Below are 12,967 nucleotides of genomic sequence, written 5' to 3' on the forward strand. Positions count from 1 at the left end.
GGCGCAGCCTGCGATCTTTTGATCTTGTTTTTTAGAAGCAAAATCAAAAGATCGCAGGCTGCGCCAGCTCCTACAGTGGATCGGTGTTGGGTCAGACGCCCGCGATCAACTGCCGAGCCGCCTGGCTGTGATCGGCAATCAATCCCTTCAGGTCCAGCCCCTCGACCTGCCCGTCGATCACTCGCCACTTGCCGCCGACCATCACCCGGTCCGCACGGTCCGCGCCGCACAAGAGCAGTGCCGATACCGGATCGTGGCTGCCGGAGAAGCGCAACTCGTCGAGTTTGAACAGCGCCAGGTCAGCTTGTTTGCCCACGGCGATTTCACCGATGTCGCTGCGCCCAAGCAAACTGGCCGAGCCTTTGGTCGCCCAGCCCAGTACGCGCTCTGGTGTGATTTTCTCGGCACCGTAGCGCAGACGCTGGATGTACAACGCCTGACGGGTTTCGAGCATCATGTTCGACGCATCGTTGGAGGCAGAACCGTCCACGCCAAGACCGAGCAACGCGCCGGCATCGGTCAGCTCGATGGTCGGGCAGATGCCGGAGGCCAGGCGCATGTTCGAGCTCGGGCAATGGCAAATACCCGTGCCGGCGGCGCCAAGGCGGGCGATTTCATCCGGGTTGAAGTGGATGCCGTGTGCCAGCCAGGTACGCGGTCCGAGCCAGCCGACGCTGTCCAGGTAATCGACGGTGCGCAGGCCAAAGCGCTGCAGGCAGAAATCTTCTTCGTCGAGGGTTTCCGCCAGGTGCGTGTGCAGGCGCACGTCGAGGTTGTTCGCCAGTTCTGCGCTGGCAGACATGATTTGCGGGGTGACGGAGAAGGGGGAGCAGGGCGCCAGGGCGATCTGGATTTGCGCGCCTTCGCCACGTTCGTGGTACTCGGCGATCAAGCGCTGGCTATCGGCCAGGATCACTTCACCTTCCTGCACGGTTTGCTGCGGCGGCAGGCCTCCGTCCTTTTCACCCAGGCTCATGGAGCCGCGCGTCAGCATGGCGCGTATGCCCAGTTCGCGAACGCTCTCGACTTGTACATCGATCGCATTTTCCAGGCCTTCGGGGAACAGGTAGTGGTGGTCGGCGGCCGTGGTGCAACCGGACAACAGCAGTTCAGCCAAGGCGACTTTGGTGGCGAGGGCGAGCTTTTCCGGTGTCAGGCGTGCCCAGACCGGGTACAGGGTTTTCAGCCACGGAAACAAAGGCTGGTTGACCACGGGTGCCCAGGCGCGGGTCAGGGTTTGATAGAAGTGGTGATGGGTGTTGATCAGCCCCGGCAGGATCACATGCTCGCGGGCATCGAATACTTCATTGCACGGCGCGGAGGGCTGTTGGCCGAGGCCAAGTACTTCGACGATCAGACCGTCTTGCAGCACCAGGCCGCCACGGGCGTCGAGGTCGTTGGCTGTAAAAATGGCGAGGGGATTTTTTAACCAGGTACGGGTCGCAGGCATGTTGGCCGGCTCCTCTGAAAGTTGGGTTCAGGGTTGCCAGCTCAGTGTTGCCCTGTCTGCTGATCCAGGGTCGCCGGGGAGGCGAGGTGCCAAGTTTTAATCAAAACGGTGTCGCGGGCAAGCCCGGTCCGACCAGACAACGTAAAACCCTTGCAGGAGCGAGCATGCTCGCGAAAAACGTCCAGATAACGCGGGCATCCAGAAAGCCCGCGTCATCTTTGGCGTCCATCGCGAGCAGGCTCGCTCCTACAGTGGACGGCGGTGGTTACCAGGGAATGGTTTCACCCCTGTAGTTGATGAAGTGATGCCCGCCCTTGCCGGCATACGCATTCACCTGGTCAATCAGTCCGCGTGTGCTGGTGTCCACATCGATGTCAGCACCTTCACCGCCCATGTCGGTTTTCACCCAGCCCGGATGCAGCGACAGTACGGTAAGGCTGGTTTCGCCCAACTGCGTGACGAAGCTGTTGGTCATGGAATTGAGTGCAGCCTTGCTGGCCTTGTACAGCGCCAGTTCCGGCGCGTCTGGCATGGTCACGCTGCCCAACACCGAACTCATGAAGGCCAGCACGCCGTTGTCCGGGCGGATTTGCCCTACAAAGCGTTGCGCCAGGTTGATCGGCGCAACGGCATTGGTGAAGAACAGTTGGCCAACCTCGGCCAGGGTCGCGCCGCCGTTTGGTGTCTGCACCTCAGGGCCTTTCACCCCGGCGTTGACGAACAGCAGGTCAAACACTTCGTCCTTGAGTTTCTGGCTCAGCATGATCACCGCTTGCTGATCGTCCATGTCGAGTTTCTCGATCCGCACCTTGCCCAATGCCTTGAGGGCCTCGGCGTTTTGCGGATTGCGCACAGTGGCGGTCACTTGCCAGCCATCGGCAAGCAGGGTTTTCACCAGGCCGAGGCCAAGGCCGCGGGAGGCACCGATGATCAGTGCGGTTCTGGACATGTGTGGCTTCCTTGAGGTTCAGGGACGTGGATTCAATGGACAATCTTGTCCAAGCCGTTGTTGCAACTCATCGCGCAATGCGCCCAGTTCGGACATGCGCGCTTCGATCAGTTTGAGCTTGTCTTGCAGCAATCGTGTGACGGCACTGTCCGGATCGGGCGACTGCCAGATGGCGCCGACGCTGTGGCCGATCTCGCCGAAGTTAAAGCCCAGCCGTTGAGCGGTCTTGATGTACTGCACCAGCTGCACCCTGTCTGCCGGGTCGCGGCTGACGGCGCTGGCCTGGGCTAATTCACCGATGCGCATCATCACGTCTCTTCGAGGGCTTGACCCTGGAGCATACTCCAGGCTTTAGCCTGGTTGCTCCCGGAAATTGATGGAGCAATATCGATGTGGACTTCAATGCAATATCGCCGCTTGGTTCGCGGCAGTGCCTGGTATGACCTGATCGTTATGGCAGCGTTTGCCACGCCATGGAGTTTTGCCGCGGTGCACGGGCTTTTGTTGAGCTTGAGCCAGGCTTTCAATCTATCAGGCGAGCTACCGCCGTTCGAACCGATGCACGTGTTGATGGCGAATCTATTGGGCTCGATAGTCTGCGTGTGGGCGGTGCTGCGCATTCGTGATCCGCAGCAGGTTTATGGGCGGTATGACGCCGTGGCCAGATTCCTGTTCTCGGCTTGGCAGGCTTATGCCCTGATCCATGGTGTGAGTTCGCTGCTGGTGATTTTTCTGGTGTTTGAATTGATGTGGGGCATTGCTCAAGTGTTGCCAGTGCGGGCCTCTTCGCGGGCAAGCCCGCTCCCACAGGGACTGCGCCAGACACATTAATAGCGGCGCACGCGCATATGTGGGAGCGGGCTTGCCCGCGAAGAGGCCAGACCAGACAACTGCTAATGCCCAGCCTGCCACGGCTGCCCCAATGAAACCGGCGCATACAATCGTGTGCGCACCTTGTCCCGGGACAGCAGCACCAGCACCACAATGGTCGCCACATACGGCAGCATCGCCAGCAAACTCGATGGAATCGCCAGCCCCAGCCCTTGCGCCACCAGGTGCAGGATGCTGGCGAGTCCGAACAGGTACGCGCCCAGCAGCAAGCGCCATACCCGCCAACTGGCGAATACCACCAGCGCCAGGGCAATCCAGCCGCGGCCGGCGCTCATGTTTTCCGCCCACATCGGTGTGTAGGCCAGCGATAGGTACGCGCCGGCAAGTCCCGCCATCGCGCCGCCAAACAACACCGCCAATGCGCGCACGGCCAACACCGGCAAACCCATTGCGCTGGCCGCATCCGGGTTTTCCCCGACCGCCTGGATGATCAGCCCGACGCGGGTCTGCAGCGTCACCCAGGCCACCAGCGCAAACAGCGCGAATGACAGGTACACCAGCAGATCCTGGGCGAACAGCATCCGTCCGATCAGCGGTATCTCGCTCAAATAAGGGAGTGCCACCGGCTCGAAGCCCGTTAGCGGTTTGCCAACCCACGCCGCACCGACAAAGCTCGACAACCCCACGCCGAAGATCGTCAGGGCCAGCCCCGTGGCGACCTGGTTGGCATTGAAGACCAGCGCCACCAGAGCGAACAACGATGACAACAGCATCCCGGCGAACATCGCCAGCAATACGCCGAGCCACAGGTTGCCGGTGCTGAACGCGATGATGAACCCCATCACCGCGCCAAACAGCATCATCCCTTCCTGGCCCAGATTGAGTACGCCGCTTTTCTCGCAGACCAGTTCGCCCAGCGCCACCAGCAACAGCGGTGTACCGCAGCGAACCATGGCGTAGAAAATGTTACTCAGCAGATCGATATCCATCACAGGGCCCCTACTTGTTGTTGTACGGCAGTGGCGAGTGCACGGCGTTTCCTGCGCAGGTTCAAGCGGGGGCGGTAGAGAATCAGCACATCACAGGCCAGCAGGAAAAACAGCATCATCCCCTGGAACAGTTGGGTGATCGCTTGCGGCAGGTTCAAGCTCATTTGCGCACTCTCGCCACCGATGTAAAGCAACGCCATCAACAAGCTGGAAACGAGAATGCCAACCGGGTTCAAGCGCCCGAGAAACGCTACGGTGATCGCTGCGTAGCCGTAGCCCGGGGACACTTGCGGTACCAATTGCCCGATCGGCCCGGTCACCTCACATGCACCCGCCAAGCCCGCGAGGCCACCGCTGACCAACAGCACCAGCCAGACCAGGCGTTTTTCTCGAAAGCCGGCGAAGCCAGCCGCGCGCTTGTCCAGCCCAAGCACTTTGATCTGGAACCCGACGAAGCTTTTGTGCAACAGCACCCACACCGCCACCAGGGCGAGCAGGGCGAAGTACACGCCTGCGTGAATTCGACCGTCTTCCATTAACAGTGGCAAGCGGCTGGCGTCACCGAACATCGCCGACTGCGGAAAATTGAAACCCTGCGGATCTTTCAGCGGACCGTGGACGCAATACAACAGCAGGTTCAACGCGATGTAGTTGAGCATGATGCTGGTGAGGATTTCATTGGCGTTGAAGCGAGTTCGCAACCACGCTGTCAGCCCTGCCCACGCGGCACCGGCCAGGGTTCCGGCAAGCAGGATCACGAACAGTGCCCAGCGGCTTTGCACCTCGATGAAGTTCACCGCCAGCACGCTGCCGGCCAAGGCGCCGAGCAGCAGTTGGCCTTCGGCGCCGATGTTCCAGATCCGCGCCTGGTAGGCAACGGCCAGGCCCAGCGCGCAGAGCAGAATCGGTAACGCTTTGACCAGCCACTCGGAGAGCCCGTACAGGTCGCTGATCGGCGCGACCAACAGCGTATGCAAAGTCAGCAATGGATCGTGGCCCAAGGCGATAAACAGCAATGAGCCACTGCCCAGGGTCAGGGCCGCCGCCAACAACGGCGAGCACCACAGCATCAGGCTCGATTGCTGGCCACGTGGTTCAAGAGAAAGCAGCATGTGAACTCCGTTAGCGTGTGGCGTAGGCGGGCAATTGAGGGGCGTCGAACTGGCCGGCCATCCAGCCACCGACATCGGTCAGGCGAGTGTCGACTGTGGCCTTGAGCGGTGATAACTGGCCGCTGCACAAGGCGCCGAGGCGGTCGCTGATCTGGAACAATTCTTCGAGGTCTTCGGAAATCACCAGGATTGCCGCGCCGGCATCGCGCAGAGCAATTAGCGCCCGGTGAATGGTCGCGGCCGCGCCGACATCCACGCCCCAGGTCGGGTGCGCAGCCACCAGCAATTTCGGTTGTTGAAGTATTTCCCGGCCCAGAATGAATTTCTGCAAGTTACCGCCAGATAGGCTGCGGGCTGGTGCATGGGGGCCGGAAGTCTTGACCCCGAAGCGGCGAATGATCTCTTGCGCGAGCGCCTGGACCTTGCTGCGCTGGATCAGCCCCTTGCTCACCAGACCGTGCTGGAATGCGCTGAGCAGGGCGTTGTCCGCCAGGCTCAGATCCGGCACGGCGCCATGCCCCAGTCGTTCGGCCGGAACGAAAGCCATTCCGCGTTGGCGACGGGCATCGGCACGTAGATGCGCAACCGGTTCGCCGCCAAAGCTGATGGTTGCAGCCTCATTGCGGCTCAGTCGTTCTTCGCCGCTGAGCAACGCCAGCAGCTCGTCCTGACCATTGCCGGCGACACCGGCGATGCCGACGATTTCACCGCTGCGCACGGCAAGGTCGATGGCCTTGAGCGAGCAACCGAACGGGTCCGGGTTGTGCCACGACAAACCTTGTATGTTCAAAAAAACATCGCTGCCGGCCACCTTCGTGTAATCGTCGATCAACTCCGCCGCTTCGCCAACCATCAGGCACGCCAGTTGCCGATCCGAGTAGTCGGCCGGTACGCAATGCCCGGCGACTCGCCCGCCGCGCAACACGGTAGCGCTGTGGCAAAGCGCGCGCACTTCGGCGAGTTTGTGGCTGATGAACAAAATGCTGCAGCCCTCGGCGGCCAGTCGACGCAGGGTCACGAACAAGTCCTCGGCCTCCTGCGGAGTCAGCACCGAGGTCGGTTCGTCGAGAATCAACAAGCGGATGTCCTGCATCAGGCAGCGAATAATTTCCACCCGTTGCCGTTCGCCGATGGACAGGCTGTGCACCAGTCGCTGCGGCTCCAGCGACATGCCGTAGCGTTGTGACACATCATCAATCTTGCGTTCAAGCTGGCTGGGCGAGCCTGCCGCCGCCCCCATGGCCAGTGCGATGTTCTGCGCCACGCTCAGGGTTTCGAACAGCGAGAAGTGCTGGAACACCATGCCGATCCCCAGTTCGCGAGCCTGGGCCGGATTGCGCAGGTTCACGGGCTGGCCATGCCAGAAAATCTCGCCAGCATCGGCATGGACGACGCCGTAGATGATTTTCATCAAGGTGCTTTTGCCGGCACCGTTTTCGCCGAGCAACGCGTGGATTTCACCGGGGGCGATAGTCAGGTCGATGGCATCGTTGGCCAGGCAGCCGGGGTAGCGTTTACTGATGTTGCTCAGTTGCAGACGGGGCGTTGGATCGGCGGTGGGCATGACAGGCTCGATTCGATTGAATTGATGCCTTTGGATAAAGCAATTTTCTGGCCATCAGGTCAGGAAATATTCTGGAAGTCCTTGTGTCAGGGCATTGCGCTCGCTGCCGTGTTGGGGTTGATCGCGAAGCAGGCACCACTTGAGTGCAACACCGTTGATCCGCTCCCGTTTTGCGCATCTGCCTTTGATCAAAAAATGAGCACATGACCGCAAGCCATGCCCGATATGCAGCCGCGCCAGCCATGAACGGGTTATCCACAGATTGTTCCACAGTATTTGTGCGCAAGCTCAAAGGGTGGGCATAAGCGCGGGGCGGCTTTCTTCTAAAAGTGCTAAACCAACCTAACTGATTGTTTTCATTTGTATTTAGCAGTTTTAAAGAGGAAATGGACGAAAAATGAGCAAAGCCCGCAAAGCCGCATGACAGAAGGGTTACAGCGGTATGTGCTCAGGTTATCCACAGGCGGGTGCACAGCAGATGTGGGCAACTAGGCGATAAGTGCAAAAAGCGCAGTGCTCCAAAAGATCGCAGCCTGCGGCAGCTCCTACAGGGGATAGCGTTCTCCCTGTAGAAGCTGCCGCAGGCTGCGATCTTTTGATCTTGCTAGCGCTGCAACACAATCCGCCCACGACTCAGGTCAGCGAGTTGAGACTGCAAAGTTGCGATCTGCCCGGCACCCACCGCCAACTGCAATTCAACGCCATTGGCCGTGAAATCCTCCTGCACCACCAGTGCGCCGAGTTCCGCGACGCGCAGCTTGACCAACGCCAGCTCACTGAACGCACAAGCGCATCGCACCGGCACTCGACTGATCAACTCAACCTTTGGCGCCGCTTGCAGGCACTTGTTGGCACCGCCGCCATAGGCCCGGGCCAGTCCGCCTGTGCCCAGTTGAATGCCGCCATACCAGCGAATGACCAGCACGACGACCTGATCACAATCCTGTGCCTCGATGGCCGCCAGAATCGGTCGGCCAGCCGTGCCGCCAGGCTCGCCGTCGTCGGTACTGCGGTATTGATCGCCGAGCTTCCACGCCCAGCAATTGTGCGTAGCGTTCGGATCGCTGTGTTGGGCGATGAAGGCCTGGGCGTCGGCGGGGCTGCCGATCGGCGCGGCAAAAGTGATGAAGCGGCTTTTGCGAATCTCTTCGCGGTATTCGCAAAAGTCGCTGAGGGTAAAAGGCATAGTGGTCTTAGAGGGAAGGTGTCAGGCCGCAGCCTTTGAGAATGATACGGATCAGATTGTTGCCGGCGTCTTCCATGTCCTGCTTGGTCAGCTTGCTGCGTCCGCTGACCCGGCAGATCTGCGTGGCGAAGTCGGCGTAATGCTGGGTGCTGCCCCACAGCAGGAAAATCAGGTGTACCGGGTCGACCGGGTCCATTTTGCCAGCGTCAATCCACGCCTGGAACACCGCTGCACGGCCTTGGAACCAGGTGCGATAGTCCTGGTTGAAATATTCGGTCAGGCATTCGCCGCCACTGATGACCTCCATGGCGAAGATTCGGGACGCTTGCGGCTGGCGCCGGGAAAACTCCATCTTCGCGCGGATATAGCGGGTCAGGGCTTCGGCGGGGTCGTCTTGCGCGGTCAGGGTATTGAAGGTGCTGTCCCACAACTCGATGATGTTGCTCAGCACCGCCACATACAAACCGAGTTTGTTGGTGAAGTAATAATGCAGGTTCGCTTTGGGCAAGCCGGCATTCAGGGCAATGGTGTTCATGCTGGTGCCCTTGAACCCGTGACGGGCGAACTCGTCCTCGGCGGCCTTGATGATGGTCTCTTCGTTTTTCTGACGAATGCGGCTGGCGGGCTTGCCGCTGTGAGCTGGGACTTCAAAGGTCATGGGCACTTCCGATCAAGAGGGGTTGCGGGCCTTGACGTTGATAGCGCACCCACAGGTTCCAGACAAGTCCCGTTAAGAAAAACCCCTGTCAGCGTGTCGCGGCCAGGCTCTCCAGGAAGCTTTCCAGCACCAGGTGCGGACGACGCCCCTTACGCGTGACCGAGGCAAGACTCAGGTCATAAAAACGCGTCTTGGCCTTCAGCGCCCGCAAGCGTCCCTGTTGCACCCAAAGACTCGCATAGTGATCCGGCAGATAACCGATATAGCGCCCGGTCAGGATCAGAAAGGCCATGCCTTCACGATCCGATGCGCTGGCGGTGCAATTGAGCGCTTGATAATGAGCCTGGATGTCCGCCGGCAAACGGAAGGTCGGGGCAATCGCGTCCTGGCTATTGAGGCGTGCATCGTCCAGTTGCCTGTCATCGACATAAAACAGCGGGTGGCCCACCGCGCAATACAGCAGCGAGCGTTCGCTGTAGAGCGGTTGATACTCCAGCCCGGACAGCGCACTCGCCTGTGGCACCACACCGACGTGCAGTCGACCGTCGAGGACGCCTTGCTCCACTTCGTTGGGCGCGATCATCCGGATCTGAATCTGCACATCCGGTCCGCGTTCCTTCAATTGCGCCAGGGCATGGGTAATGCGCATGTGCGGCAGCGTCACCAGGTTGTCTGTCAGGCCAATGGTCAACTCGCCGCGCAGATGTTGGTGCAGGCCGTTGACCTCGGTGCGGAAACTTTCCAGTGCGCTCAATAGTTGCAACGCCGACTGATAAACCTCGCGACCTTCTTCGGTCAGGGAAAATCCGGCACGCCCGCGTTGGCACAGACGCAAACCCAGGCGCTGTTCCAGGTCACTCATTTGCTGGCTGATCGCTGATCGACCGATGCCGAGCACGCTTTCAGCCGCGGAGAAGCCGCCGCATTCGACCACGCTGCGAAAGATCCGCAGCAGACGGATATCGAAGTCGCTGACTTGTGCCAGTGGATCGGGACGACGGCTGCTCATGCGCTTACTCGATAGTTTAGTGAGGGGCTGACTGAAGGTTACAAAAGTTGGATTTCACCGACTTTATCCCCGTGGCAACTTAGCTGCAACAGCGGTTTTTAATCCCTACGCGCTTATTGCCTTGCGAGGTTTCACCCATGAACTTGCCTGAAAACGCCCCGACATCCCTGGCCAGCCAGCTCAAGCTCGATGCCCACTGGATGCCGTACACCGCCAACCGTAACTTTCAGCGCGATCCACGCTTGATCGTTGGCGCCGAGGGCAGTTGGCTGATCGACGACAAGGGCCGCAAAGTCTATGACTCGCTGTCTGGCCTGTGGACCTGCGGCGCCGGGCACACCCGCAAGGAAATCCAGGAGGCGGTGGCCAAGCAACTGGGTACACTCGACTACTCGCCAGGCTTCCAGTACGGCCATCCGCTGTCGTTCCAGCTGGCGGAAAAGATCACCGACCTGACGCCGGGCAACCTGAACCACGTGTTCTTCACCGACTCCGGTTCCGAGTGCGCCGACACGGCAGTGAAGATGGTGCGAGCCTACTGGCGCCTCAAAGGCCAGTCGACCAAGACCAAGATGATCGGCCGTGCCCGTGGCTATCACGGCGTGAACATCGCCGGCACCAGCCTCGGTGGCGTGAACGGCAACCGCAAGCTCTTCGGCCAGGCGATGATGGACGTCGATCACCTGCCGCACACCTTGCTGGCCAGCAATGCGTTCTCCCGCGGCATGCCGGAGCAGGGCGGTATCGCCCTGGCTGACGAACTGCTCAAGCTGATCGAACTGCACGATGCCTCGAACATCGCGGCGGTGTTCGTCGAGCCCATGGCCGGTTCCGCTGGCGTACTGGTGCCGCCACAGGGTTACCTCAAGCGCCTGCGCGAGATCTGTGATCAGCACAGCATCCTGCTGGTGTTTGACGAAGTGATCACCGGTTTCGGCCGTACCGGCAACATGTTCGGTGCCGACACCTTTGGCGTTACCCCAGACCTGATGTGCATCGCCAAGCAAGTCACCAACGGTGCGATCCCGATGGGCGCGGTGATTGCCAGCTCCGAGATCTACCAGACCTTCATGAATCAGCCGACGCCTGAATACGCGGTGGAATTCCCCCACGGCTATACCTATTCCGCGCACCCGGTGGCGTGCGCAGCGGGCCTGGCAGCACTCGACCTGCTGCAAAAGGAAAACCTGGTACAGAGCGTCGCCGAAGTCGCACCGCATTTCGAAAACGCGCTGCATGGCCTAAAGGGCACCAAGAACATCATCGACATCCGTAACTTTGGCCTGGCGGGGGCGATCCAGATCGCGCCACGTGACGGCGACGCCATCGTGCGCCCGTTCGAAGCGGGCATGGCCTTGTGGAAAGCAGGTTTCTACGTGCGTTTCGGCGGCGACACCCTGCAGTTCGGCCCAACGTTCAACAGCAAGCCGCAGGACCTGGATCGTCTGTTCGACGCGGTCGGCGAAGTGCTGGGCAAGATCGACTGATTTCTTCTTCTATATACCTACAAGAAACGGGTGCGCGATTTGGGCGCGCCTGTGGACAACTTTTCAGGAGCTTCCATGAGCGTTATTCCGCATTTGATCAATGGCGAACTGGTCACCGAGAACGGTCGCGCGGTTGATGTGTTCAACCCGTCCACCGGTCAGGCTATCCACAAACTGCCGCTGGCCACCCGCGAAACCATCCAGAGCGCTATTGATGCCGCGAAGGCTGCATTCCCGGCTTGGCGCAACACGCCGCCGGCCAAACGTGCCCAAGTAATGTTCCGCTTCAAGCAACTGCTGGAGCAGAACGAAGCGCGTATTGCTCAATTGATCAGCGAAGAACACGGCAAGACGCTGGAAGACGCGGCAGGTGAGCTGAAGCGCGGTATCGAGAACGTCGAGTTCGCTTGCGCGGCACCGGAAATCCTCAAGGGCGAATACAGCCGCAACGTCGGCCCGAATATCGATGCATGGTCCGACTTCCAGCCGTTGGGTGTTGTGGCCGGTATCACGCCGTTCAACTTCCCGGCCATGGTGCCGCTGTGGATGTACCCGCTGGCGATCGTTTGCGGCAACTGCTTCATCCTCAAGCCGTCCGAGCGTGACCCAAGTTCTACGCTGCTGATCGCGCAATTGCTGCTGGAGGCTGGTCTGCCTAAAGGCGTGCTGAGTGTGGTGCACGGTGACAAGACGGCGGTGGACGCTTTGATCGAGGCACCGGAAGTCAAGGCGCTGAGCTTTGTCGGTTCTACGCCGATCGCCGAATACATCTATAGCGAGGGTACCAAGCGCGGCAAGCGCGTGCAGGCCTTGGGCGGGGCGAAGAACCACGCGGTGCTGATGCCGGATGCAGACCTGGACAACGCCGTCAGCGCACTGATGGGCGCGGCCTACGGTTCTTGCGGCGAGCGTTGCATGGCGATCTCGGTAGCCGTGTGCGTCGGCGACCAGGTGGCGGATGCGTTGGTTGCCAAGCTGGTGCCGCAGATCAAGGCACTAAAAATCGGTGCAGGTACCAGCTGCGGCCTGGACATGGGCCCACTGGTGACTGGCCAGGCACGCGACAAGGTCAGCGGTTATGTAGAAGACGGCGTAGCCGCCGGTGCGACACTGGTGGTGGATGGCCGTGGCTTGACCGTTGATGGTCACGAGGAAGGTTTCTTCCTGGGCGGTTGCCTGTTCGACAACGTCACGCCAGAAATGCGTATCTATAAGGAGGAGATCTTCGGGCCAGTGCTGTGCGTCGTACGGGTCAACAGCCTGGAAGAAGCGATGCAGCTGATCAACGATCACGAGTATGGCAACGGCACCTGCATCTTCACCCGTGACGGAGAAGCGGCACGCTTGTTCTGCGACGAGATCGAAGTGGGCATGGTCGGCGTCAACGTACCGCTGCCGGTGCCGGTGGCTTACCACAGCTTTGGTGGTTGGAAACGTTCGCTGTTCGGTGACCTGCATGCGTACGGTCCGGATGGTGTGCGTTTCTACACCCGTCGCAAGGCCATCACTCAACGCTGGCCGCAGCGTGCGAGCCATGAAGCTTCGCAGTTCGCTTTCCCTAGCTTGTAAGTAGAAGGGTAAAGAAGGCCGACCCATAGGGTCGGCCTTTTGTTTTGTGGGCTTTTATACCTATATGACAGTTTTGTGAAAATAGCGGTTGACGGCAGATTCTGGAAGCCTATAATTCGCCCCACTTCCGGCGCAGTCGAAACGGAAAACTCCTTGGTAAACA

The 12,967-nt window shown here is 60.1% G+C and carries 12 protein-coding genes; 3 read left to right on the forward strand and 9 right to left on the reverse strand.

Annotation, left to right across the window (positions count from 1 at the left end; translation table 11 throughout):
* Positions 1–91: 91 nt before the first annotated feature.
* The 3 genes from AC3WWR_RS29855 to AC3WWR_RS29865 all read right to left on the reverse strand — a co-directional run bounded on the left by AC3WWR_RS29855 (position 92) and on the right by AC3WWR_RS29865 (position 2,705).
* Positions 92–1,450 (reverse strand): 8-oxoguanine deaminase, encoded by a 1,359-nt coding sequence (locus tag AC3WWR_RS29855; protein WP_454865672.1) that lies wholly within the window; start codon positions 1,448–1,450, stop codon positions 92–94.
* 265 nt (positions 1,451–1,715) lie between these two features.
* Positions 1,716–2,399: an SDR family oxidoreductase gene (locus AC3WWR_RS29860; RefSeq protein ID WP_020796333.1), complete on the reverse strand. Its 684-nt coding sequence runs from the start codon at positions 2,397–2,399 to the stop codon at positions 1,716–1,718.
* A gap of 18 nt (positions 2,400–2,417) precedes the next feature.
* Positions 2,418–2,705 (reverse strand): MerR family DNA-binding protein, encoded by a 288-nt coding sequence (locus tag AC3WWR_RS29865; RefSeq protein WP_080725338.1) that lies wholly within the window; start codon positions 2,703–2,705, stop codon positions 2,418–2,420.
* An 84-nt stretch (positions 2,706–2,789) separates the two neighbouring features.
* Here AC3WWR_RS29865 and AC3WWR_RS29870 point away from each other — a divergent pair, with 84 nt between their 5' ends.
* Complete coding sequence (locus tag AC3WWR_RS29870) at positions 2,790–3,230, forward strand: hypothetical protein (protein WP_020796331.1); 441 nt, start codon at positions 2,790–2,792, stop codon at positions 3,228–3,230.
* 62 nt (positions 3,231–3,292) lie between these two features.
* Here the strand turns inward: AC3WWR_RS29870 and AC3WWR_RS29875 are convergent, their stop codons facing one another.
* The 6 genes from AC3WWR_RS29875 to AC3WWR_RS29900 all read right to left on the reverse strand — a co-directional run bounded on the left by AC3WWR_RS29875 (position 3,293) and on the right by AC3WWR_RS29900 (position 9,748).
* Positions 3,293–4,219, reverse strand: a complete 927-nt coding sequence (locus AC3WWR_RS29875; RefSeq protein ID WP_020796330.1) for an ABC transporter permease — start codon at positions 4,217–4,219, stop codon at positions 3,293–3,295.
* Positions 4,219–5,331 carry an ABC transporter permease gene (locus AC3WWR_RS29880; RefSeq protein WP_020796329.1) on the reverse strand — a complete coding sequence of 371 codons (1,113 nt, stop codon included), beginning with the start codon at positions 5,329–5,331 and terminating at the stop codon, positions 4,219–4,221. Before AC3WWR_RS29880 ends, AC3WWR_RS29875 begins: the two co-directional genes overlap by 1 nt.
* A 10-nt stretch (positions 5,332–5,341) precedes the next feature.
* Entirely contained in the window at positions 5,342–6,895 is a 1,554-nt protein-coding gene (locus AC3WWR_RS29885) for an ABC transporter ATP-binding protein (RefSeq protein ID WP_020796328.1), read from the reverse strand.
* A gap of 604 nt (positions 6,896–7,499) precedes the next feature.
* Entirely contained in the window at positions 7,500–8,081 is a 582-nt protein-coding gene (locus AC3WWR_RS29890; RefSeq protein ID WP_033041420.1) for an IMPACT family protein, read from the reverse strand.
* 7 nt (positions 8,082–8,088) lie between these two features.
* Positions 8,089–8,739, reverse strand: coding sequence for a TetR/AcrR family transcriptional regulator (locus AC3WWR_RS29895; RefSeq protein WP_020796325.1), 651 nt, complete (start codon positions 8,737–8,739; stop codon positions 8,089–8,091).
* Positions 8,740–8,827: 88 nt separating this feature from the next.
* A complete protein-coding gene (locus tag AC3WWR_RS29900) occupies positions 8,828–9,748 on the reverse strand; it encodes a LysR family transcriptional regulator (protein WP_020796324.1) in 921 nt (306 codons plus the stop codon).
* Positions 9,749–9,885: 137 nt separating this feature from the next.
* Between AC3WWR_RS29900 and aptA the strand changes: the two genes are divergently transcribed.
* A complete protein-coding gene (aptA, locus tag AC3WWR_RS29905; protein ID WP_083350094.1) occupies positions 9,886–11,235 on the forward strand; it encodes an omega-aminotransferase AptA in 1,350 nt (449 codons plus the stop codon).
* A gap of 75 nt (positions 11,236–11,310) precedes the next feature.
* On the forward strand, positions 11,311–12,804 hold the full coding sequence (locus tag AC3WWR_RS29910; protein WP_020796322.1) for a CoA-acylating methylmalonate-semialdehyde dehydrogenase: 1,494 nt from the start codon (positions 11,311–11,313) through the stop codon (positions 12,802–12,804).
* The last annotated feature ends 163 nt before the right edge of the window (positions 12,805–12,967 follow it).

The sequence above is a fragment of the Pseudomonas sp. EB271-G4-1 genome, from assembly GCF_058791355.1.